Origin of the sequence: Pseudomonas sp. LAIL14HWK12:I1, from assembly GCF_003202095.1 — a bacterium.
GTDB lineage: Bacteria > Pseudomonadota > Gammaproteobacteria > Pseudomonadales > Pseudomonadaceae > Aquipseudomonas > Aquipseudomonas monteilii.
This window is the reverse complement of sequence record NZ_QJKG01000001.1, coordinates 690,068-712,219: the sequence shown is the minus strand read 5'-3', so window position 1 is coordinate 712,219 and position 22,152 is coordinate 690,068. Positions and strand designations below refer to the sequence as shown.

Below are 22,152 nucleotides of genomic sequence, written 5' to 3'. Positions count from 1 at the left end.
CTTCCTTGATCAATGGCTGCTGTGGTCGACGGCGATACACTCGCCGCTGACGTCGTGGTAGTGACGGTTGCGAGGTGCGATCAGCAGGTACAGGGCGGCGGCGATGCCGGCACCGATCAGCCAGGAGAACGGCGCCACATGCTGGAAGTGGGGGACCAGCGCCAGGACGATGGCCAGCAGTGCGGCCGGCACGAAGGCTGCCACGGCGCGCAGGTTGATGCCCTTGGTGTAGTGGTAGGCACCGGCCGGGTCTTCGCTGTAGAGCTGCGGCACGTTGATGCAGCCTTTGCGCAGCAACCAGTAGTCGGACATGATCACCCCGTACAGCGGGCCGAGCAGGGCGCCCAGGCCCGACAGGAAGTACACGATCACCAATGGGCTGTTGTACAGGTTCCACGGCAGGATCAGCACCGCCACGGTGGCACTGATCAACCCGGCGCGGCGGAAGTTGAGGTGACGCGGCGCGAGGTTGCTGAGCACGAAGGCCGGGGCGACGAAGTTGGCCATGATGTTCACCGCCACCGTGACGATCAGGAAGGCCAGGCAGCCGAGTACCAGGAAGGGCGTGCTCGGGATGGCAGCGACGATCTGCGTCGGGCTGTCGATGATCTGGCCGTTGATCTGGAACTGCGCGCCGCTCAGCACCACGGTGATGATGGCGAATACCAGGATGTTCACCGGCAGGCCCCAGAAGTTGCCCACGCGAATGGTCTTGCGGCACGGCGAGGAGCGGGCGAAGTCACAGAAGTTCAGCACCAGGGTGCCGTAAATCGCCAACCACAGCGCACCGCCGGCAAAGATGTTGCGCCACATCTCGTAGCCAGTCAGCGGTGTAGCCACCGACCAGGCGATGCGCGTGTCGGCCTGGAAGTACATGAACACCGCCAGGGCCGAGACGGTCAGCAGGATCACCGGGCCGGCGAAACTCTCGTAGCGGCGCACCATCTCCATGCCGTAGGCCAGGATCACCAGCTGCACCAGCCAGATCGACACGAAGCACACCCAGCCCAGGCTTGAAAGGCCGAGGATGCTGTCATGGTCGTAAGCTGCCATGTGCGGCCACACCGCTGTCAGTAGCACGCGCAGCACCACGGAGGCGAGGTAGGTCTGGATGCCGAACCAGGCGATGGCGATGACTGCGCGAATCAGCGCCGGGATCTGTGCACCGTGGATGCCGAAGGCAATGCGGCTGATGACGGGGAAGGGAACGCCGGTTTTCTGCCCCATGTAGCCGGACAGGTTCATGAAGACGTACACCAGCGCTGCGCCAATGGCCAGCGACAGCAGAATCTGCCAGCCGCCCAGACCGAGGGCGAACAAGCCCATGGCAAACGAGTAGTTGGCGATATTGTGCACATCGTTTGTCCACAACGCGAAGATGCTGTATCCACCCCAGCGGCGGCCTTCGATACGGGTAGGCGCAAGGTCGCGGTTATGCAGACGCGGGCTCAGGGCCAGCGCGGACTGGCTGCCGTCAAGTGTGGAAGCAGGGTGGGTGCTGGCGACGGATAGTTCAGGGGCAAGGTCGAGGCTGGTACTCATTCCGGCGGGCTCCTGATGCACATGGACTGCGATGAGCGGGCATGCGCACGGGCTCGCCATCTCGTCAGTGCAGCTTGGCATCACAGGGTTCTGGGCGCGGCGGCCGGTTTTGGTCCGGCGTCGCGGGTTCTTGTGTATTTATGTTTTGTTTGGTTTGTATACAAAACACGAGGACACAAAAGCGAGTTCCATGCCAAGGAAAGAGCAAGCGCTAAAGGGCTATCATTTCTAATCTAGGGCTTCGAAAGATAACTTCATGAAATTCAGGCATTATAAGTTGACCACATAAACAGGTTTAAATTTTTGGCCTGATAATTAGTTGATCAAATGGTCAAAATTAGTTGCAAGGTGGTGTGTAACGTATTGGGGCGTTACCGGGGAAAGTGCACACAAAAATGGCACTTAAGGTGACATTCTTGTGTACAAAAAATAGTCAGGTTTTCCTGTGGCGTTTCTCAATCCATCGGCGGCAACCGCCGCTTCACCGGGCTTTTCTTGATGATCGCGGTGTTGGTGTCAGCCAGCACATTGATGCGGTCGAGCAAGGTGTCCAACTGTTCCATGGAGCGTACATGCAGGCGGGCAATAAAGCAGTCCTCGCCGGTGACCTTGTCGCACTCGGTGAACTCGGGGATGGCAATGATCTGCCGCTCCACCTCCTGCAACTGCCCCGGCAGCGGGCGAATGCGCACGATGGCCTGCAACTGGTAGCCAAACGCGCGTGGGTCGACCTCCACGGTGTAGCCGCGCAGCACGCCACGTTCTTCCAGCCGGCGCAGGCGCTCACTGACGCTGGGTGCGGACAGCCCGCTCACCTGCGCCAGGGCCTTCAGCGAGCGGCGCGAATCCTCCATCAGTGCATTGATCAAGAGTTGGTCGATAGCGTCAGTCATGCTCACCTCAATAGGGAATTCGCGTTATTTGCCTTGATAGTAAAGGCATGTATGCCAATCTGCCTTCGTTATCCGCTGGATGGCACACCGGTATCCTTTGCATACTGTTGCCATCGTCAACGGGAGGTTTGAGATGGACAGTTCATTGCGCCGTGGCTCGCTGGAAATGGTCGCTGCCATGCTGATTTCCGGGACCATCGGCTGGTTCGTGCTGGTGTCCGGCCAGCCCGTGCTGGAGGTGGTGTTCTGGCGCTGCGTGTTCGGCGCCGTGACCTTGCTGGTGATCTGCGCCGTTTTTGGCTTTCTGCGGCCGGGAGTGATCAGCCGTACGGCGTTCTTGTTGGCGATGGCCAGCGGTGTGGCGATTGTCGGTAACTGGTTACTGTTGTTTGCCTCGTACTCACGGGCGTCGATTGCCATTGGCACGGCGGTGTACAACGTGCAGCCGTTTCTGCTGGTGGGGCTGGCGGCGCTGTTCCTGGGCGAGAAGATTACCTTGGCCAAGGTGACCTGGCTGAGCGTCGCCTTCCTCGGCATGTTGGCCATCGTCAGTGCCCATGGCGCGGGGCAGGGTGGCGGTGAGGATTATCTGCTGGGGATTGCCCTGGCGCTGGGGGCGGCGTTCTTGTACGCAATCGCTGCACTGATCATCAAGCGCCTGAGTGGCACGCCGCCTCACCTGATTGCATTGATCCAGGTAACCACCGGTGTGCTGATGCTGGCACCCTGGGTCAGGCCTGGCGGGTTGCCCGGAGAAGTGCCGGCGTTGGCCAGCCTGCTGGCACTGGGCATGGTGCACACCGGCCTGATGTATGTGTTGCTTTACAGTGCCATCCAGCGTCTGCCCACGGCGTTGACCGGGGCGCTGTCGTTCATCTACCCGATTGCGGCGATTCTGGTGGACTGGGTGGCGTTCGGGCATCGGCTGGCGCCGCTGCAGTGGCTGGGCGTGGGTTTGATCCTGGTGGCGGCGGCGGGGATGCAGCAGGGCTGGTGGTTCCGTTCTGCACAAGTGGCGGTCAAGGGGTAGAATGGCGGCCTTTTCATTTGTTTGCGACCCACCATGACTTCGCCGATCCACACCCTTGAGCAACACCTGCTCGCCGCGTTCGACCCTGCCCCGCAGGAAACCCGCCGATTGTTTCACGGCCGTGGCCGCTGCTGGCTGGGCCTGGAGCAAGTGACGGTCGACTGGTTGCAGGGTGTGCTGTCGGTGGCCTTGTTCCGCGAGCCACCCGAAGGCCAGCTGGCTGAACTGGAGGCCATGTTGCGTGCCTTTGCCGAACGCCCGCAGTGGTCTGGCCAGGCGATCCTCATTCAGCACCGCTACCTGCCCGACAGCCCGGGCCAGTGGCTGCTGGGCGAGCCGTGCCAGCAGCGTGAAGTGGTCGAGGATGGCCTGAGCTACCTGCTGGACCTGGGCGTGCGGCAGAACAATGGCCTTTTCCTCGACATGCGCTACGGCCGGCGCTGGGTACGCGAGCAGGCAGCGGGCAAGCGAGTGTTGAACCTGTTCGCCTACACCTGCGGTTTTTCGGTAGCGGCGATTGCCGGTGGCGCCGAGCAGGTGGTGAACCTGGACATGGCCAAGTCGGCGTTGTCCCGTGGCCGTGATAACCACCGCCTGAATGGCCACGATCCATCGCGGGTGGCCTACCTGGGGCATGAGCTGTTCAAATCGTGGGGCAAGGTGCGCAAGTACGGGCCTTATGACCTGATCATCATCGACCCGCCCACCTTCCAGCGCGGCAGCTTTGTGCTGACCCAGGATTACGCGAAGATCCTGCGGCGGTTGCCGGAGTTGCTGAATGCGGGGGGCACAGTGCTGGCGTGTGTGAACGACCCGGGGATCGGGCCGGAGTTTCTGATCGAGGGGATGGCGGAGCAGGCGCCGACGTTGGCGTTTGTCGAGCGGTTGGAGAACCCGCCGGAGTTTCCCGATGTGGACCCGGCGGGGGGCTTGAAGGCTTTGGTGTTCCGCCAGGTTTGATGTTGCTCTTGCCGGCCTCTTCGCGGCTAAAGCTGCTCCCACAGGGATCGCGATGAGGCCGGTAAGGCTTACCCGGGTTATTGACCGCTATAGATCTGGTCGAACACGCCACCGTCATTGAAGTGGGTCTTCTGCACGGTGCGCCAGTCACCAAAGGTTTTCTCCACCGACAGGAAGTCCACTTTCGGGAAGCGGTCGGTGTACTTGGCCAGTACCGTCGCATCACGTGGGCGCAGGTAGTTATTGGCGGCGATCTCCTGGGCTGCTGGCGACCACAGGTACTTCAGGTATTCCTCGGCCACGGCCTGGGTACCCTTCTTGGCCACCACCTTATCCACCACGCTCACAGGGGGCTCGGCCTCGGCCGACACGCTTGGGTAAACCACTTCGAACTGGTCGCGACCGAACTCGCGCGCGATCATTTCGGCTTCGTTCTCAAAGGTGACCAGCACGTCGCCGATCTGGTTGGTCATGAACGTGGTGGTGGCAGCACGGCCACCGGTATCCAGCACCGGCGCTTGCTTGAACAGCTTGCCAACGAAGTCACGGGCCTTGGCCTCGTCACCGCCTTGCTTGAGCACATAGCCCCAGGCGGACAGGTAGGTGTAGCGGCCGTTACCCGAGGTTTTCGGGTTGGGCACGATCACCTGCACACCGTCCTTGAGCAGGTCGGGCCAGTCTTTCAGGGCTTTCGGGTTGCCCTTGCGCACGATGAACACGGTGGCCGAGGTGAACGGCGCGCTGTTGTTCGGCAGGCGGGTTACCCAGTTGTCCGGTACCAGCTTGCCGTTGTCGGCCAGGGCGTTGATGTCGGTGGCCATGTTCATGGTGATGACGTCGGCCGGCAGGCCATCGATCACTGCACGCGCCTGCTTGCTGGAGCCACCGAAGGACATCTGCACGTTGACCTTCTCTTTGTGCTCGGCTTCCCAGTGTTTCTGGAAGGCTGGGTTGTAGTCCTTGTAGAAGTCGCGCATCACGTCGTAGGAAACGTTCAGCAGGGTAGGGGCGGCCTGGGCGAGGTTGCCCAGGGCCAGGCCTGCGGCGAGCAGCGAGGCGGTGAAGAGTTTTTTCACGTTGCTTCCTTGTTATGGTTCAGATGTTTGGCAGTAAGCCCGCGACTATAGCGTTTGGTTCCTGGGGCTTTAAAGACGAAATGGCTCTTTGCTTATTCGGTTTTCGGGAACAGCACATTCCCACACCGGGAACAGAATGCCGCGCCATGCTCATGGGTCTTCTTGCGGCAAGTCGGGCAATCATGCTGCAACTGCTCCCCGCGCATGGCATTGGCCAGCTCGGCGGTAAAGATCCCGGTCGGCACGGCAATAATCGAGTAACCAGTAATCATCACCAGCGACGACAGCACCTGGCCCAGGGGCGTCTTCGGCACGATATCGCCAAACCCCACGGTAGTGAGCGTGACGATGGCCCAGTAGATACCCTTGGGGATGCTGGTAAAGCCATGCTCCGGCCCTTCGATCACATACATCAAGGTGCCGAACACGGTTACCAAGGTCGAGACCGTGACCAGAAACACGATGATCTTCTGCTTGCTGCCGCGCAGTGCCTCCATCAGGTAATGGGCCTGCTTGAGGTACGGGCTGAGCTTGAGCACGCGGAAGATCCGCAGCATCCGGATCACCCGGATGATCAGCAGGTACTGGGCGTCGCTGTAGTACAGCGCGATGATCCCCGGCACGATTGCCAGCAAGTCGACAAGACCATAGAAACTGAAGGCATAGCGCAGGGGCTTGGGTGAGCAGTACAGGCGGGTGAGGTACTCGGCCAGGAAGATCGCGGTAAAGCCCCATTCGATGGCAGCGAGCAGGCCGGCGTAGCCTTGGTGTATTTCGTCGATGCTGTCGAGGATCACCGTGACCAGGCTGGCGAGGATGATCAGCAGGAGGATCTTGTCGAAGCGGCGGCCGGCTACGGTGTCGGTCTGGAAGACGATTACATAGAGCCGCTCGCGAATTGATTGCGGGGTTTGCATGGCTTGTGATCCGGATACGTAAGCAACAAGCCTAAAAGGTCAGTATCCGAGGCTGCAACAGGCTGAACTGGCAAAAATGCCAGTTTCAGGTACGTGAGTGTTGGCCGCAGCCTGGCGTCAGGCTTGGGCGAGTGTGTGAGATGGTAATGAAAAGGGTAACTGAACTACGGGGCCTGGCATGGCGGACGCTGGCTTATACCGCTTATGGCTATTTGCAAAAGGAGCCGGGCGCTGCGTTGGGGTTCAATGGTGAGCGGAAGGACGAGCTGCTGCAAGCCTATGCACTGGGCAATGGGCATCGGTTCTATTGCCCTGCACTTATGCGTTTTTTCAGCCCGGATGTGTTGAGCCCGTTCGGTAAGGGAGGGGTCAACACTTATTCCTATTGCCAAGGTGATCCGGTCAATCGCTTAGACCCGACTGGTGGAACAGGCATTTTGAAACGCTCGCCGGGGCGGGCAAGGCAAGTGGCGGTGGTCAGGCCTGTAAAAGCGATTGAAGATCGAATTTCCCCGGAGTTCAAAAAAGGTCCCGGCAAGTATCAGCTTGCGAGCGCTGTTTCGCGTGAAGTCGTTGAATACAGCGGTTCTGGCTTTACCGAAGGCTTCAGTGGTGCGCCTGTGAAGGTACGTCCCGTAGGGGTGGTAACAGGCGTACAGCCACGAGGGCCAACTATTGATGAGCTTGGAGAGTCTTGGCAGAACCATTGGCGCTGGGAACACAGGCCTGGCGCACAGCCGATGAGTCTGGACCACATGATTCCCAATCATCAGCGGGCCCACGGCTCTCAGATTGCCGATATCGAGCAGTCCAGGGCGTTTATCAGGGAGCAGGAAGCACGCCAGGAAATAGATGTTCAGGTGCTGGCATCCTTTGGTCATTGGTAATTGGCACAAGGGGCTGACAAAGTCCTGCACACCCGATGTTCTCCGCCTTCAGTTATGTAGACGCCAAATATCCCGACGCAGTAAAAGCTGCAAGAAGTGGTTGCCCGAATGCATCAGCCAGCAGGCCAGTACGAACGGCGCTGTAAGCCCGGCAATGGGCATCAAGTTGAACAGCGGTTGTAGCAACAGTGCCAAGGCAATGGCCAGCAGGGTCACCCAGGGCTTTTCGCCTTGTCGGCTAAAGGCCAATGCTGCCAGCGCGGCATTGAAGCCATACAGGCCCAGCCAGGTGGCTTGCACCTGGTCAGCGAGCAGTGCCACGCCGCCGCCGATGGCCGAGCCGATCACGGCCCACATCGCGGCATAAGGGTTGGCGATGAACATGCCGACCATGATCAGCAATCCGGCCAAAGGTTGGTCGAGCAGGAAAATCTGGCCCACACCTCGCGCCAGGGCATACAGCGGATCGGCCTCGACGAAGCCGCTGGGCGAAGGGCTGGCGAACAGCAGCGTGCCCCAGCCCAGCAACACGAACGGAGCCGTGTAGGCGATCAGCAGCTTGCCGCCGCGTTTGCGCCACTGGTGGGTGATGATGCTGGACAGGCCGCCTGCAGCAATGATCAGCGGTGGCAGCATGACCGACCACGGCAGCACGGCGCTGATCAGCAGGCCAATCAGCACACCGTTGTAGCAGTACAGCCCGGCCTGGCGGTCGGCGCGGTCGTAACCACGGGCCTGGGCGGTGAGCAGGCCGGCCAGGGCACCGAGCAGGGCACCGCCGACCAGGTCGGGGGCGGTCAGCAGGATGGCCAGCAGGCAGCACAGGCCGCACAGGGGGTTGCGCAGCAGCAGCACCTGGCTGAAGCCGTTGAGTAACGCCGTGGCCCAGTCGGGGCACGGGTTGACGAAATTTTTGGTGTACATGGGGCAGTCAGTGAGGTTGAAGGGAAGCGGTGGGCCTCTTTGGGCCTCGGGTTTTCCGCTGTTCTGTAAAGCACCACCGACCCTGTTGGAGCGGGCGTGCCCGCGAATGCGTCAGTACAGGCAACATTGTTGCCCCTGCTGGCCTCTTCGCGGGCACGCCCGCTCCCACAGGAGATGTGCAGTGGCTTAGATCAAGGTCTCGATCCGCAGCGTGTTAGTCGAGCCCGGCTTGCCAAAAGGCACACCGGCCGTGATCAACAACGTGTCGCCACGGCTGGCCATGCCTTGCGCCTGGGCAATCTCCAGCGCAGTCGACACAACCTCGTCCACCTGGCGCAGGCGGTCGTTGACCACCGAATGCACGCCCCACGCCACGCTCAGGCGGCGAGCGGTGTTCAGGTTCGGTGTCAGGTTGAGGATCGGTGCCCGTGGCCGCTCGCGTGCAGCACGCAGGGTGGAGGTGCCCGACTCGCTGTAGTTGACCAGCACTGCAACCGGCAGGATGCCGCTGATACGGCGGATGGCGCAGCTGATGGCGTCCGATACGGTGGCTTCGGCTTTTGGCCGGCCAACGTCGAGCTGGGCCTGGTAGTCCGGGCCGTTTTCCACTTGGCGGATGATCTTGCTCATCATCTGCACGGCTTCCAGCGGGTAGTCGCCTGAGGCGGTCTCGGCCGACAGCATCACCGCATCGGCACCTTCGGCCACGGCATTGGCCACGTCGGTGACTTCGGCGCGGGTCGGGGCCGGCGAGAAGCGCATGGATTCGAGCATCTGCGTGGCCACCACCACTGGTTTGCCCAGCTGGCGGCAGGTGCCGATGATGCGTTTCTGGATCTGCGGCACGCTTTCGGCGGGCACTTCCACACCCAGGTCACCACGGGCCACCATGATGGCGTCTGCCAGTTCGGCGATGGCTTGCAGCTGTTCGACGGCCGATGGTTTTTCGATCTTGGCCATCAGGTAGGCGCGGTCGCCAATCAGCTGGCGGGCTTCGACGATGTCTTCCGGGCGCTGCACGAACGACAGGGCCACCCAGTCCACGCCCAGTTCCAGGCCGAAGGCCAGGTCGCGGCGGTCTTTTTCGGTAAGCGGGGAGAGGTCGAGTACCGCTTGCGGCACGTTCACGCCCTTGCGGTCAGACAGCTCGCCGCCGTTCAGCACGGTCGTGTCGATGGCGTCGGCGTGCTTGGCGGTCACCCGCAGGCGCAGGCGGCCGTCGTCCACCAGTAGGTCCATGCCCGGCTCCAGCGCGGCGATGATTTCCGGATGGGGCAGGTTGACCCGCTCGCTGTTGCCTGGCGTCGTGTCCAGGTCCAGGCGCAATGACTGACCACGCTGCAGTTGCACCTTGCCTTCGGCCAGGCGGCCAACACGCAGCTTGGGCCCTTGCAGGTCCATGAGGATGCCCAGCGGGTAGTTGAGCTGCTGCTCGACTTCGCGGATCCACTGGTAGCGCAAGGCGTGATCAGCGTGTTCGCCGTGGCTGAAGTTGAGGCGGAAGATGTTCACACCGGCCTCGACCAGCTGGCGGATGTCGTCTTTGCCTTTGATCGCAGGGCCGAGGGTGGCGAGGATCTTTACTTTTTTATCAGGCGTCATGATTGGGCAGTCTCAAGGATCAGGATGGCGCGGAAATCGTTGACGTTGGTACGGGTTGGTTCGGTGACGATCAGCGCATCCAGGGCGGCGAAATAGCCGTAGCCGTTGTTGTTGTCCAGTTCATCGCTGGCCGACAGGCCCAGGGCCTCGGCGCGGGCGTAACTGCCTGGGGTCATGAAGGCACCGGCGTTTTCTTCCGAGCCATCGATGCCGTCGGTATCACCGGCCAGGGCGTACACACCCGGCAGGCCTTTCAGGCTTTCGGTAAGGCTGAGCAGGAACTCGGCGTTGCGCCCGCCACGGCCATTGCCGCGCACGGTCACGGTGGTTTCACCGCCGGACAGGATCACGCAGGGCGCCTTGAGCGGCTGGCCGTGCAGGACGATTTGCCGGGCGATGCCGGCATGGACCTTGGCCACTTCGCGCGACTCGCCTTCCAGGTCGCCGAGAATCAGCGGGCTGAACCCGGCCTGGCGGGCTTTGACCGCGGCGGCTTCAAGCGACTGCTGGGGCTTGGCGATCAACTGGAAGTGGCTGCGGGCCAGGGCCGGGTCGTCGGCTTTGACGGTTTCCGAGGCTGGGTTGTTCAGCCAGTCGATGACCGCTTGCGGCGCTTCGATGTTGTAGCGCTTGAGGATGGCCAGGGCATCGGCCGAGGTGCTCGGGTCGGCCACGGTGGGGCCGGAGGCGATGACGGTTGCCAGGTCGCCCGGTACATCGGAAATCGCATAGGTGTAAACGGTGGCAGGCCAGCAGGCCTTGGCCAGGCGGCCGCCTTTGATCGCCGAGAGGTGCTTGCGCACGCAATTCATCTCGCCGATGGTGGCGCCGGATTTGAGCAGTGCCTTGTTGATCTGCTGCTTGTCGGCCAGGGTCAGGCCCTCGGCCGGCAGCGCCAGCAGGGCGGAGCCCCCGCCAGACAGCAGGAAGATGACGCGGTCGTCTTCGTTGAGGTTGCTGACCAGGTCCAGCACGCGCTTGGCCACGGCCAGGCCGGCGGCGTCGGGGACCGGGTGTGCGGCTTCGACCACTTCGATTTTTTGGCAATTGGCGCCGTGGCCGTAGCGGGTAACGACCAGGCCAGAGACTTCGCCCTGCCAGCTTTTCTCGACCACTTCGGCCATGGCGGCTGCGGCCTTGCCGGCGCCAATGACAATCACCCGGCCGCTACGGTCGGCGGGCAGGTAGGGTTCGAGGACTTGACGGGGGTGGGCGGCAGCGATGGCTGTGTCGAACAGCTCGCGGAGAATTTTTTGCGGATCGACCGACATGGCAGGCTCCCAGATTATTGTTGTTCTGCAGAATCAAAAACGCCCCTGGAACTGCCTCCGTGCAGGCCGAACCAGGGGCGGGTGTTGCTCGGTGTCACTGGCTGACCCGTGGTCGCAGGTCAGTCAGCGTGTGCTTCAATCGCGCGCTTTGCTCGCTCCTACGGGCCTTACGCTGATCCTGTAGGAGCGAGCGCAGCTCGCGATGAGGCCGGTAGGTTTTATTGGTCGTCGCGGATCGAGAAGTTGGCCATGTGCTCCAGGCCTTTGATCAGCGCCGAGTGGTCCCAGTTGCCGCCGCCCAGCGCCTGGCAGGTGTTGAACACTTGCTGGGCATTGGAGGTGTTGGGCAGGTTGATGCCCAGCTCCTTGGCACCTTGCAGGGCCAGGTTCAGGTCTTTCTGGTGCAGGTTGATGCGGAAGCCCGGGTCGAAGGTGCCTTTGATCATGCGCTCGGCATGCACTTCAAGAATTTTCGATGAAGCGAAGCCGCCCATCAGGGCTTCACGCACCTTGGCCGGGTCGGCGCCGTTCTTGGCAGCGAACAGCAGGGCTTCGGCAACAGCCTGGATGTTCAGGGCAACGATGATCTGGTTGGCCACCTTGGCAGTCTGGCCGTCGCCGTTGCCACCTACGCGGGTGATGTTCTTGCCCATGGCTTCGAACAGCGGCAGAGCACGCTCGAAGGCTTTCGGGCAGCCACCGACCATGATGCTCAGGGTCGCGGCTTTGGCACCGACTTCACCGCCGGATACCGGAGCGTCCAGGTAGGCGGCGCCGGTAGCCTTGATTTTTTCGGCGAAGGCTTTGGTGGCGGTAGGGGAGATCGAGCTCATGTCGATCACCACCTTGTTCGGGCCCACACCTTCGGCCACGCCGTTTTCACCGAACAGGACGCTTTCGACCTGCGGGGTGTCCGGGACCATGACGATGATGAATTCGGCTTCCTGTGCCACTTCCTTCGGATTGGCCAGGGCCACTGCACCGGCGGTGATCAGCTCGGCTGGCGCGGCGTCGTGATGGGTGGAAACGAACAGGCTGTGACCTGCTTTCTGCAGGTTCTGGGCCATGGGCTTGCCCATGATGCCGGTGCCGATGAAACCGATTTTAGCCATGACAATGTGCCTCTTTGTATTTGTTCACATCAGGCGCTGCGCGCCCGGCTCGTTCAGATTGCGTTGTGCGTTTTCAGCCAGCCCAGGCCTGCTTCGGTGGTGGTCTTGGGCTTGTATTCCGCGCCCACCCAGCCCTGGTAGCCAATGCGGTCCAGGTGCTCGAACAGGAAGCGATAGTTGATCTCGCCGGTACCTGGCTCGTGACGGCCGGGGTTGTCGGCCAACTGGACGTGGTTGATCAGTGGCAGGTTGGCTTCCAGGGTGCGCGCCAGGTCACCTTCCATGATCTGCATGTGATAGATGTCGTACTGCAGAAACAGGTTATCGCTGCCCACCTCGGCCTGGATTTCCAGCGCCTGTTGAGTGGTGTTCAGGTAGAAACCCGGGATATCGCGGGTGTTGATCATTTCCATGACCAGGCGAATGCCGGCGGCTTTGAGCTTGTCGGCGGCGTAGCGCAGGTTTTCCACGAAGGTCTTGCGCACGGTGGCGCAGTCCGGGCCTTGCGGGCGGATGCCGGCCAGGGCGTTGACCTGGGTATTGCCCAGCACCTTGGCGTACTCGATGGCCTTGTCGACACCGGCACGGAATTCTTCAATGCGATCAGGGTGGCAGGTGATGCCACGCTCACCTTTGGCCCAGTCACCAGCAGGCAGGTTGAACAGCACCTGGGTCAGGCCGTTGGCCTCCAGCTGCTGCTTGATTTCGGCAGCACTGAAGTCGTACGGGAACAGGTATTCGACACCGCTGAAACCAGCGTCGGCGGCAGCCTTGAAGCGGGCCAGGAAGTCCTGTTCGGTGAACAGCATGGACAGGTTGGCAGCGAAGCGAGGCATGGGTTGTCTCCTTGCGTTGAAGGCCCCCAGGTAAGCCTGGGGGCGTCAGGCGATCAGTCCAGCAGCGAGATGGCGGTTGGCGCGTCGTTGCCGACCAGGGCCAGGTCTTCGAACTCGTTGACCGCGTTGATCTCGGTGCCCATGGAAATGTTGGTTACACGCTCGAGAATCACTTCGACCACTACCGGCACGCGGAACTCTTCGGCCATTTTCTGTGCCTTGATCAGGGCCGGGGCGATTTCTGCCGGCTCGAACACACGAATGGCCTTGCAGCCCAGGCCTTCGACCACGGCGACGTGGTCGACACCGTAGGTGGCAGCGTCGGTGGAGTTGATGTTCTCGAACGCCAGTTGTACACAGTAATCCATGTCGAAGCCACGCTGCGCCTGACGGATCAGGCCCAGGTAGGCGTTGTTCACCAGCACGTGCACGTACGGCAGGTTGAACTGCGCGCCCACTGCCAGCTCTTCGATCATGAACTGGAAGTCGTAGTCACCCGACAGCGCGACAACCTTGCGCTTGGGGTCGGCTTTGACCACGCCCAGCGCGGCAGGGATGGTCCAGCCCAGCGGACCGGCCTGGCCGCAGTTGATCCAGTGGCGTGGCTTGTACACATGCAGGAACTGCGCGCCGGCAATCTGCGACAGGCCGATGGTGCTGACGTAGCAGGTGTCCTTGCCGAACACCTGGTTCATTTCTTCATATACGCGCTGCGGCTTGACCGGCACGTTGTCGAAGTGAGTCTTGCGCTGCAGGCTGGCTTTGCGCTGCTGGCAGTCTTCCAGCCAGGCCTTGCGGCACTTCAGCTTGCCGGCGGCTTTCCACTCGCGGGCCACTTCCAGGAACACGTCCAGCGCTTTGCCAGCGTCTGAAACGATACCCAGGTCCGGGGTGAACACGCGGCCGATCTGGGTGGGTTCGATGTCGACGTGCACGAACTTGCGGCCTTCGGTGTAAACGTCGACCGAACCGGTGTGGCGGTTGGCCCAGCGGTTACCGATACCGAACACCAGGTCGGATTTGAGCAGGGTGGCGTTGCCGTAGCGGTGCGAAGTCTGCAGGCCGACCATGCCGACCATTTGTGCGTGGTCGTCCGGGATGGTGCCCCAGCCCATCAGGGTCGGGATGACCGGCACGCCGGTCAGCTCGGCGAATTCGACCAGTTTGTCGCTGGCGTCGGCGTTGATGATGCCGCCACCGGCCACCAGCAGTGGGCGCTCGGCGTCATTGAGCAGGGCCAGGGCTTTTTCGGCCTGCACGCGGGTGGCGGACGGCTTGTTGATGGCCAGCGGCTCGTAGGCGTCGATGTCGAATTCGATTTCGGCCATTTGCACGTCGAACGGCAGGTCGATCAGTACCGGGCCTGGGCGGCCGGTGCGCATTTCATAGAAGGCCTTCTGGAAGGCATAAGGCACCTGGCCTGGTTCCAGAACGGTGGTCGCCCACTTGGTCACCGGCTTGACGATGTTGGTGATGTCTACCGCCTGGAAGTCTTCCTTGTGCAGGCGGGCACGCGGGGCCTGGCCGGTGATGCAGAGAATCGGGATGGAGTCGGCCGAGGCACTGTACAGGCCGGTGACCATGTCGGTGCCGGCCGGGCCGGAAGTGCCGATGCACACGCCGATGTTGCCCGGGTTGGCACGGGTGTAGCCCTCGGCCATGTGCGAGGCACCTTCGACGTGACGAGCGAGGACGTGATCGATGCCACCGACTTTCTTCAGGGCCGAGTACAACGGGTTGATGGCAGCCCCCGGGATGCCGAACGCGGTATCTACACCTTCACGGCGCATGACCAGAACGGCTGCATCGATTGCTCTCATTTTGCTCATGGTTTGTGCCTCATCGATTTTGTAATTGTATACAACTTGCGTTGCGACAGAGTGTATTCACGGCTGGCGCCTCAGGTCAATGGGTTTTCATCGGCTAAGCTGGCTTTCGCCAGAGCGCCCGTGAAAACGGCGATTTGCGTCATCGCATACGATCGTTTCAAAATGTTGTATACAAAAATACATCTCGTTGTGTTCTATTTGTTCTATCGGTTTTCAACTGCCCTCAGGGCTTCTCACAACAAGAAGAGGACCTTTCCATGAACGCTTTGAACCTGAACGTTGCTGTCAGCCTGGTGAATGCCGCACTGGCGGCGGGCCGCAAGATCAACGCCGCGCCACTGACCGTGGCGGTACTGGATGCCGGCGGGCACTTGCTGGCGCTGCAGCGCGAGGATGGCGCCAGCCTGATCCGGCCTGAGGTGGCCACGGGCAAGGCCTGGGGTGCGATTGCGCTGGGCAAGGGGTCGCGTTTGCTGGCGCTGGATGCGCAGCAGCGCCCGGCGTTTTTTGCCGCGTTGAACGGGATGGGGGAGCGGCCGGTGGTACCGGCACCGGGTGGTGTGCTGATTCGTGATCAGGCTGGCAAGGTGCTGGGTGCTGTCGGGATCAGCGGGGATACGTCGGATATCGACGAGCAGTGCGCGATCAGTGCGATCGAGGAGGTGGGGTTGAAGGCGGATGCGGGGGTAGCAGCCTAAATCTCTATCGCCTGTTCTGGCCTGATCGCCGGCAAGGCAGCTCCCACAGGTACGGCACAGTGTTCAAGAACTGTGGTGTACCTGTGGGAGCTGCCTTGCCGGCGATTGGGCTGCAAAGCACCCACTGGCCCTGTCAGGCTGCCTCAGGCTCACAGCCTTTCAACACCATGCGAATGATGGTCTCGGCCGCCGCGTCATAGTCGCTGTCGGCCAGCTTGGCCTTGCCGGTCACCGCAGAAATCTGCCAGTCGAAATCCGCATAGGTCTGTGTCGCCGCCCAGATGCTGAACATCAGGTGGTGCGCATCCACATGGGCGATCTGCCCGCGGTCGATCCAGCGCTGGATGCACTCGATGTTGTGCCGGGCCTGCTCGTTCAATTGCTCCACCTGGTTCGGCGACAGGTGCGGGGCGCCGTGCATGATCTCGCTGGCGAACACCTTGGAGGCGTGCGGCAGGTCACGCGAAATGCGGATCTTCGATCGAATGTATGAACTCAGCACTTCCTTCGGGTCGCCGTCGGCATTGAACGGCGTCGACGCCTGCATGATTGGCGCGATGATGCTTTCCAGGACCTCGCGGTAGAGGTTGTCCTTGGATTTGAAGTAGTAATACACGTTCGGCTTGGGCAGGCCGGCCTTGGCCGCGATATCGCTGGTCTTGGTGGCGGCGAAGCCCTTGTCGGCGAATTCCTCGCTGGCCGCGCGCAGGATCAGTTCCTTGTTGCGCTCGCGAATGGTGCTCATGGTCAGGGATCTTCCTCGTGTCTGGCCACCTCTAAGAGGGATCGGGCATGGTAGCACCGGGCTCGACGGGGGCTCAAGGCAGCGGCTTTGGGCTAGAATCGATGGCACATACACATCTGGATACACGCAAACATGGCAGGAAGCAGTCTACTGGTACTGATCGACGATATCGCCACGGTGCTCGATGACGTCTCGGTGATGACCAAAGTGGCAGCGAAAAAAACCGCAGGCGTGCTGGGCGACGACCTGGCGCTGAATGCCCAGCAGGTCACCGGTGTGCGCGCCGAACGCGAAATCCCGGTGGTGTGGGCGGTGGCCAAAGGGTCGATGGTGAACAAGGCCATCCTGGTGCCGGCGGCGCTGTTGATCAGCGCGTTCATCCCTTGGGCGGTGACGCCGCTGCTGATGGTGGGTGGTGCTTACCTGTGCTTCGAGGGTTTCGAGAAGCTGGCACACAAGTTCTTGCACAGCGAAGAGGAGGATGAGGCTGAGCACGAAGCCCGTAAGGAGGCGGTGGCCGATGCCAATGTCGACCTGGTGGCGTTCGAGAAAACCAAGATCAAGGGCGCGGTGCGCACCGACTTCATTCTTTTTGTCTACCATCCTAAAGTGCACAATACGGCTTCCTTCCCTACCTTTTAAGCAGCTCCCCCGTTCCACACGGAGGCCATCCCTCACCGCCTTTCCAATGCTCCGCTGCTATAGCTAGGGCAAGGCTCGATGCTCAAATCTGCTGGCGTGTTAAGAGGCAGCTCGAAGCAACACACTCCAAATCCCTTCCTATCCTGCGCTTGGTGCGATTTTGCGAGAGCACCATGCTTGATGGCTGTTATCCATCTACCAACTGCTTGGAAGCGACCCCTCGTTGCGCTGATTACTTGTCTTTTATTTGTCTTGGGCAATATATGGATAATTAATCAATAATTAAATTAAAATTGCTGGTTATATTTATTGTTGTGTCAGTAAGAAAATGTTCTAAAGTTAGGCGAATTATTTCTTGCGATGGCGTAGGCTAATCTTTATCGTTTGCGCCATGAAGATTGTTAATATCAGAACGCAAGGTAAGTTAAAGTTATGTCCAGTGCTGTTTTCCAAAGATGGAAGTATTGCAGAGCTACCAAGTTCTTATTTAAAGGCTAAGGCTGAAACTAATAAGCATCCACTTCCGGTAATCCTTTTATATGCCGATCATATCAAGGGCTTTTGTGAGCATCTTGAGGGTTTAGGTGTTTATCAGGGGTATACTGTTGATGATATTTTGTGCGGTATTTCTCGCACTGTAATAAGTGCATATTTGGTCTTGCTTAAAGGTCAAGGGCTCGAAGCTGCCTATATTAGGCTGCGGGAAACAATTATAAAGGGGCTGTTTGTCTGGCTCGCGTCGAGCGAAGGTGGTCGAGTTAGGAAAAGTAGTGGCTTCGAAAATACAGGGCTAGACACGCCGAAACCGAAAAGGAAAAGGCCAAGGTATGTCACTCAAGAGCAAGTCTGTAAGTTACTTGAAGGGATGTATTGGGAATCGCACCGATGCGCCGTCCACACATTATATGATCTGGGTCTGCGTGTATCAGAATTAATAAGAATTACTAAGGATGACATAGATGAGTTAGAAGGGTTGCCAGCTGAATTGGCTTACCTTCCTCTTACGGTGCGAGGAAGTAAAGGGCGCGCGGGAGTCCCAAAGGAACGAACTGTAATAATTACTCGTGCGATGTATTCTAGAATCAAGAAGTACCATAGTTCTTCCCGTTATCGGTTTGCGTATTGTAAGGATGCTAAGCCTGCGTTTTTGAATTCTTTTGGAAAACCGATCACCGTCAAGGGAATTCAGAAGCTCATAGCCGACACTGCCAAAAGAGTTGGATTTAAACCAAGAACAGTGAGTCCTCACCGATTGAGGCATGGTACGGCTCTCACTTTCCTAACTGGAGAGCTTGGTGATGATCACGTTCAAAAGTTGATATTAATTAAGGAGCAGTTAGGTCATGAGTTTTTGTCCACGACCAATATTTATGCAGGCGTCTCTCCTATGCTGTTTGTTGATGAGCTAGGCGTTAAGTACGTAAAGCCGAGATATATTGAGGCCAGCAAAATTTATCAAGCGACCTATCTGTCGCGTAGCAAAGAGAAAAAATGAGCCGTGACCTACTCTGTATTTGAACATAGCCTGCCTATTGCAACTCAAGATAATCCTTTGGCTGAAGTTCACGCAATCTTCGATGCAAGTATAGCTAGGTACACTGTTCCAGCTACTAAATCAACGTACAAGGGGGCGAAAAGTCTAGTCATAAACTTTCTAGCTTCCGATGTGAGATTTGCAGGCAAAGTGATACGCGTAGGGCAGGAGATAGACCAATACTTTTTGGTTCATCTCAAAAACCACATGGATTTTCAGCCCTACTCTTCGTCATACCGGGCGACAGTTTTATCCGCTGTGCGCGGAGTTCTCTCATATGCAGTCGTGAATTCATTTTATGATTACCGGAGCTTTTTGGATGTAGTCCTTGATCCTACCTTCCGGGAAACTTCGACGCGGAATTCGTTCTCAGAGAGCGAGTTTCAGAGTTTCGATAGGGCGCTCGATGAAGAAATCACCTTCGTCGAAAGCAAGCTTATGTCGGGCTACATCCCTACTGGATGTGGGCGGCCCCCGGATTTTATCGGTACTCGTTTTGCTCCAGGATGGAGCGATGATGAAAACAACTTGAAATGGTGGTTTGAGAATAAGCTTGACTGTGAGCCTTTTGTTTACTCTAAAACCATGAGTCATTCTCAAAAGAAATTCTACATGGCTGCAAAGAAACATGGCGGAACAAGAGTTCTCTTCCTTCGATGGGGTGTGATTATGGGGCTTGATGCTTATGTGATTATGCCTTTTTTATTCAAGCTTGTAACTTGGACAGGCTTAAATGCAACCCCTGCGCAATCTCTTAAGACAACTGACTACATCAAATCTCATCCTCTAACCGGTAAGCCTTGTATCTATTACTGGAAAGGTAGGGGGCAGGGTGATACAGATCTGCATGAGGGTCTCTTGACCGGTAATTTAGATAAAGTCAGTGCTGAAAAGCAAGATGTCATGCCTCTTGAGGTTAAGCAGTCTAGTAAAATTGAAGAAATCTGGAATCGAGTTCTTGATATCACAGGGTCTATTCGACCTGAGGTTGTTGATGGTGAAGAAGACTACCTGTTCATTTATATGCCTACACATGGGCCTGCATCGGGGCAGGTAAGAAACTTGCTCCAGCCTAATAGGTATATGTTTGAATGGTGCCGATATATGGTTGATAAATATGACTTGCGAGATGATCATGGTGAGGCTCTTGAAATTAACATCTCCCGGTTGCGGCCATCATTAGTGTCCAGGCTTTTGGGGGCGGGAGTAGACATTTCCGTAACTCAAGCGATTCTTGGACATAGCGATGTTGTTACTACAATGAGATACATTGCTGCGCATAATTTTGCTCCGAAAGCTAGGCGAGAGCTCCACAAGTGCCTTTCTAATATTCGAAAGAATAGGGAGGAGCAAATTAGGCACCCCAAAGAAATTGCAATGAAGAAAACTAATGATCCGGCAATTATTTTTTCTACTGCAACAGCGCTTTGTCTCGATGTGTATAACCCGCCAGCCCGAATTAAGAAGGCAACAGGGTGGGTAGAAGGGCAGGCATGCACAAATTTCAATATGTGCTTGAGATGTTCGAAGGTTGTCATTTTGGAAGAGCACTTGCCTAGACTATTTGCAATGCAGCGGGGTTATAAGTTTGCATTAGAAAATGGTGCAGGTGCTACAACGCATCGCGCTGTACTCATCCAGAATCTTAGTGTTCTGGATGGAATTCTAGGGGAGAACAGCGACTTTTCTGAGGAGGTTCTTTGCATGGCAAATCAGCAGTCTAAAAATATCGAAGTTTACACGGATCCTTTCTTGGTGAGGGGCAAACATGAAAGAGGCTGAAGTAAAATTTCTACTTGATGAGGCCAAAAAGGGAGGTTGTTGCGAGCTCGTCGCAAGTATCAGGATTTCGGCGGTTTCGTTAGTCGGAGATCTTGTCTGGGATTTTGTAGCGGATACCAAAGAACGAGCGCGTTCTATTGATGCAACACGGTTGAGGATAAATTGGGGTGAGCGTCAAGTCAGCCCTAGGATTATTGTCGAGTTGCAGGCAATATTTTTATATTACCTCAAAATCCCATCATGGTTTCGTGGGAAAAGGAACTTGAAGGCACAAACAGTAGTTCCTCGGGCAAAAGTAATCCTTAGGCTGCTGGAAAAGTTTTTGGTTGCAAATGATATACTTTCTTTGGATGTTTCTCTGGCTGATATCACAGAGGCGGATGTCGAGTCTGCTCTTATTGGTTATGGTGGGAATCGGAGTGAGCTCAAGCCAGTTTTGAACCTGGTCTTTAGTGCTGCCGCTGGTCAAATAATTGGTGGGGTCATGAAATTTGACGCCAAAACGAATCTTCGTATCAAGGAGATTCTATCTAAACCCAAGCAAGACGTAGTCCCTGAGGATACGGGTGATGGGAGGGAAGTACGATGGTTGACTGACGAGCAATTTGCTGAGGCTAGTTATTCGTCATTGGCGCGAGTGAAAGATTTTTTACTTCGAATGGGGTTGCCGCTACTGAATGAGGACGTATACGAATACGCACCTAGTGATGCAATCGCAAATCACGACATGAAGTACCTGTTCGGACAGTATGTGGAATATCGTGCTGCTTATGCCGGTGGTGGTCGAAAAAGCTATATTGAAAAGAGATTGAGGCGTCATGGTACTTCAATCGGTGAGATTGCCGGTTATTTGCAAGAGGTTAATATGGCCTCGCAATGTGTTGTCGGTTTATATACTGGTGGTCGCTTTTCAGAGCTCACGAGTTTGAGAATGGGGTGTCGGAGCAAAGCTGATGGTTATAATGTGGTCACTGGAAAAGTATTTAAGACTAAGTCTGCTGCAGATTTGAGTGATGAAAGCTGGGTGGCTATTGATGCAGTTATTGATGCGGTTGAGGCATTAGAGGCGCTCGCGCCTATTAAAGGTAGTAGCTACCTGTTTTCACAAAATAATCTGATGACAGGGGCTGATATGGACAATGGGGCAGAAGGGAAGAAAGGTTACTCATATTCAGGTTTTCATGTTGCCATGAAGAAGTATTTCACTAAAATTGATCGTGGTGAGACGTTCGCGGGTTGGGTTTTTAACTCCCATCAATTTAAGCATTCACTTACGCGGCAAATGATCAAAGCAAACCTAGGTATGCCGTATATTAGTTATCAGTTGAAACATGTGTATGATCAAGCGCTAAGTCTGCCATCAGAGGCTACTATGGTTTATGGTAACAGTGCTGCGTTACTTCAGTCTCAAATGGCAGGTTTCTTCCTGTCGGAATTTAAGAAGCAGAAGGTTGAGAAAATCTTCTCCCCTAAATCGGTTGTCTCAGGAGGCGGCGCTCGTGAATTCGCCCAGAGGAGGCAGGATTATTTCGAAGGAATGATGGGGGCTGGTTTTACAAAGCCTGAGATTATGGGTGAACTGGGCAGGCTGACTGACGCGGTTTTTGCGAATACTGCACTTGGCTATTGTTCAGGCCGGAAAGATGATCCAGGCGGATCAGAAGGTGCGCCATGTATAGGTCAGTTGCGGTGTAATCCAAACCAATGCAAAAATGCGGTGATTACTGATGAGCATATTCCTGGATGGAAGGCTGTGAGAGATCACAATATGGAAATGCTGAATGATCCTCGGTTTTTCTATGGTAAAGAACAGTTTGAAGCAGCTGTTGCAGAAGCCAACGGTGTAATCGCGTCGCTTACTGTGGGTTAACT

The 22,152-nt window shown here is 57.5% G+C and carries 18 protein-coding genes and 1 pseudogene; 8 read left to right on the top strand and 11 right to left on the bottom strand.

The window, feature by feature from the left end; all coding sequences use genetic code 11:
* Positions 1-9: 9 nt before the first annotated feature.
* Both D906_RS03175 and D906_RS03170 read right to left on the bottom strand, forming a co-directional pair.
* Positions 10-1,542 carry an NCS1 family nucleobase:cation symporter-1 gene (locus tag D906_RS03175; protein WP_027615288.1) on the bottom strand — a complete coding sequence of 511 codons (1,533 nt, stop codon included), beginning with the start codon at positions 1,540-1,542 and terminating at the stop codon, positions 10-12.
* A gap of 455 nt (positions 1,543-1,997) precedes the next feature.
* Positions 1,998-2,435: an Lrp/AsnC family transcriptional regulator gene (locus D906_RS03170; RefSeq protein WP_016711747.1), complete on the bottom strand. Its 438-nt coding sequence runs from the start codon at positions 2,433-2,435 to the stop codon at positions 1,998-2,000.
* 133 nt (positions 2,436-2,568) lie between these two features.
* Here D906_RS03170 and D906_RS03165 point away from each other — a divergent pair, with 133 nt between their 5' ends.
* Positions 2,569-3,465: a DMT family transporter gene (locus D906_RS03165; protein WP_019099532.1), complete on the top strand. Its 897-nt coding sequence runs from the start codon at positions 2,569-2,571 to the stop codon at positions 3,463-3,465.
* A gap of 33 nt (positions 3,466-3,498) precedes the next feature.
* Complete coding sequence (locus tag D906_RS03160; RefSeq protein WP_019099533.1) at positions 3,499-4,425, top strand: class I SAM-dependent methyltransferase; 927 nt, start codon at positions 3,499-3,501, stop codon at positions 4,423-4,425.
* Between the two features lie 77 nt (positions 4,426-4,502).
* On the opposite strand, the gene D906_RS03155 is transcribed toward D906_RS03160, so the two are convergent.
* Both D906_RS03155 and D906_RS03150 read right to left on the bottom strand, forming a co-directional pair.
* Positions 4,503-5,501: a sulfate ABC transporter substrate-binding protein gene (locus D906_RS03155; RefSeq protein ID WP_016711744.1), complete on the bottom strand. Its 999-nt coding sequence runs from the start codon at positions 5,499-5,501 to the stop codon at positions 4,503-4,505.
* 92 nt (positions 5,502-5,593) lie between these two features.
* Complete coding sequence (locus D906_RS03150) at positions 5,594-6,418, bottom strand: ion transporter (protein WP_027615287.1); 825 nt, start codon at positions 6,416-6,418, stop codon at positions 5,594-5,596.
* Between the two features lie 146 nt (positions 6,419-6,564).
* Between D906_RS03150 and D906_RS03145 the strand changes: the two genes are divergently transcribed.
* Positions 6,565-7,305, top strand: coding sequence for an RHS repeat-associated core domain-containing protein (locus tag D906_RS03145; RefSeq protein WP_033694647.1), 741 nt, complete (start codon positions 6,565-6,567; stop codon positions 7,303-7,305).
* Positions 7,306-7,353: 48 nt separating this feature from the next.
* Here the strand turns inward: D906_RS03145 and D906_RS03140 are convergent, their stop codons facing one another.
* The 6 genes from D906_RS03140 to gcl all read right to left on the bottom strand — a co-directional run bounded on the left by D906_RS03140 (position 7,354) and on the right by gcl (position 14,879).
* Complete coding sequence (locus D906_RS03140) at positions 7,354-8,229, bottom strand: urea transporter (protein WP_027615286.1); 876 nt, start codon at positions 8,227-8,229, stop codon at positions 7,354-7,356.
* Positions 8,230-8,415: 186 nt separating this feature from the next.
* Positions 8,416-9,831, bottom strand: coding sequence for a pyruvate kinase (gene pyk, locus D906_RS03135; RefSeq protein ID WP_027615285.1), 1,416 nt, complete (start codon positions 9,829-9,831; stop codon positions 8,416-8,418).
* Positions 9,828-11,102, bottom strand: a complete 1,275-nt coding sequence (locus tag D906_RS03130) for a glycerate kinase (protein ID WP_025754769.1) — start codon at positions 11,100-11,102, stop codon at positions 9,828-9,830. Before D906_RS03130 ends, pyk begins: the two co-directional genes overlap by 4 nt.
* A 218-nt stretch (positions 11,103-11,320) precedes the next feature.
* Complete coding sequence (locus tag D906_RS03125; protein ID WP_027615284.1) at positions 11,321-12,214, bottom strand: 2-hydroxy-3-oxopropionate reductase; 894 nt, start codon at positions 12,212-12,214, stop codon at positions 11,321-11,323.
* Positions 12,215-12,267: 53 nt separating this feature from the next.
* The gene (gene hyi / locus D906_RS03120; RefSeq protein ID WP_016711738.1) at positions 12,268-13,050 is read right to left on the bottom strand and encodes a hydroxypyruvate isomerase; all 783 of its coding nucleotides are present in this window, start codon (positions 13,048-13,050) and stop codon (positions 12,268-12,270) included.
* 53 nt (positions 13,051-13,103) lie between these two features.
* On the bottom strand, positions 13,104-14,879 hold the full coding sequence (gene gcl / locus D906_RS03115) for a glyoxylate carboligase (RefSeq protein WP_016711737.1): 1,776 nt from the start codon (positions 14,877-14,879) through the stop codon (positions 13,104-13,106).
* Positions 14,880-15,136: 257 nt separating this feature from the next.
* On the opposite strand from gcl, the gene D906_RS03110 reads away from it, so the two are divergent.
* Positions 15,137-15,577 carry a heme-binding protein gene (locus tag D906_RS03110; protein ID WP_025754770.1) on the top strand — a complete coding sequence of 147 codons (441 nt, stop codon included), beginning with the start codon at positions 15,137-15,139 and terminating at the stop codon, positions 15,575-15,577.
* Between the two features lie 133 nt (positions 15,578-15,710).
* Here D906_RS03110 and D906_RS03100 read toward each other — a convergent pair whose 3' ends face one another.
* The gene (locus tag D906_RS03100) at positions 15,711-16,322 is read right to left on the bottom strand and encodes a TetR/AcrR family transcriptional regulator (protein WP_019099536.1); all 612 of its coding nucleotides are present in this window, start codon (positions 16,320-16,322) and stop codon (positions 15,711-15,713) included.
* 132 nt (positions 16,323-16,454) lie between these two features.
* On the opposite strand from D906_RS03100, the pseudogene D906_RS03095 reads away from it, so the two are divergent.
* The 4 genes and pseudogenes from D906_RS03095 to D906_RS03080 form a co-directional block, all read left to right on the top strand.
* Positions 16,455-16,913: pseudogene (locus tag D906_RS03095) on the top strand (DUF808 family protein); the annotation flags it as partial.
* A gap of 442 nt (positions 16,914-17,355) precedes the next feature.
* Positions 17,356-18,459, top strand: coding sequence for a tyrosine-type recombinase/integrase (locus tag D906_RS03090; RefSeq protein WP_081741864.1), 1,104 nt, complete (start codon positions 17,356-17,358; stop codon positions 18,457-18,459).
* Positions 18,460-18,462: 3 nt separating this feature from the next.
* The gene (locus D906_RS03085) at positions 18,463-20,280 is read left to right on the top strand and encodes a site-specific integrase (protein WP_143503490.1); all 1,818 of its coding nucleotides are present in this window, start codon (positions 18,463-18,465) and stop codon (positions 20,278-20,280) included.
* The gene (locus D906_RS03080; protein ID WP_027615281.1) at positions 20,267-22,150 is read left to right on the top strand and encodes a hypothetical protein; all 1,884 of its coding nucleotides are present in this window, start codon (positions 20,267-20,269) and stop codon (positions 22,148-22,150) included. The genes D906_RS03085 and D906_RS03080 overlap by 14 nt, the downstream gene beginning before the upstream one ends.
* Positions 22,151-22,152 lie beyond the last annotated feature (2 nt).

What these genes read in the sequence shown, in the direction of transcription:
- D906_RS03175 (WP_027615288.1), bottom strand. Translation starts at nt 1,542, where the DNA reads ATGAGTACCAGCCTCGACCTTGCCCCTGAACTATCCGTCGCCAGCACC.
- D906_RS03170 (WP_016711747.1), bottom strand. Translation starts at nt 2,435, where the DNA reads ATGACTGACGCTATCGACCAACTCTTGATCAATGCACTGATGGAGGAT.
- D906_RS03165 (WP_019099532.1), top strand. Translation starts at nt 2,569, where the DNA reads ATGGACAGTTCATTGCGCCGTGGCTCGCTGGAAATGGTCGCTGCCATG.
- D906_RS03160 (WP_019099533.1), top strand. Translation starts at nt 3,499, where the DNA reads ATGACTTCGCCGATCCACACCCTTGAGCAACACCTGCTCGCCGCGTTC.
- D906_RS03150 (WP_027615287.1), bottom strand. Translation starts at nt 6,418, where the DNA reads ATGCAAACCCCGCAATCAATTCGCGAGCGGCTCTATGTAATCGTCTTC.
- D906_RS03145 (WP_033694647.1), top strand. Translation starts at nt 6,565, where the DNA reads ATGAAAAGGGTAACTGAACTACGGGGCCTGGCATGGCGGACGCTGGCT.
- D906_RS03140 (WP_027615286.1), bottom strand. Translation starts at nt 8,229, where the DNA reads ATGTACACCAAAAATTTCGTCAACCCGTGCCCCGACTGGGCCACGGCG.
- pyk (WP_027615285.1), bottom strand. Translation starts at nt 9,831, where the DNA reads ATGACGCCTGATAAAAAAGTAAAGATCCTCGCCACCCTCGGCCCTGCG.
- D906_RS03130 (WP_025754769.1), bottom strand. Translation starts at nt 11,102, where the DNA reads ATGTCGGTCGATCCGCAAAAAATTCTCCGCGAGCTGTTCGACACAGCC.
- D906_RS03125 (WP_027615284.1), bottom strand. Translation starts at nt 12,214, where the DNA reads ATGGCTAAAATCGGTTTCATCGGCACCGGCATCATGGGCAAGCCCATG.
- hyi (WP_016711738.1), bottom strand. Translation starts at nt 13,050, where the DNA reads ATGCCTCGCTTCGCTGCCAACCTGTCCATGCTGTTCACCGAACAGGAC.
- gcl (WP_016711737.1), bottom strand. Translation starts at nt 14,879, where the DNA reads ATGAGCAAAATGAGAGCAATCGATGCAGCCGTTCTGGTCATGCGCCGT.
- D906_RS03110 (WP_025754770.1), top strand. Translation starts at nt 15,137, where the DNA reads ATGAACGCTTTGAACCTGAACGTTGCTGTCAGCCTGGTGAATGCCGCA.
- D906_RS03100 (WP_019099536.1), bottom strand. Translation starts at nt 16,322, where the DNA reads ATGAGCACCATTCGCGAGCGCAACAAGGAACTGATCCTGCGCGCGGCC.
- D906_RS03090 (WP_081741864.1), top strand. Translation starts at nt 17,356, where the DNA reads ATGAAGATTGTTAATATCAGAACGCAAGGTAAGTTAAAGTTATGTCCA.
- D906_RS03080 (WP_027615281.1), top strand. Translation starts at nt 20,267, where the DNA reads ATGAAAGAGGCTGAAGTAAAATTTCTACTTGATGAGGCCAAAAAGGGA.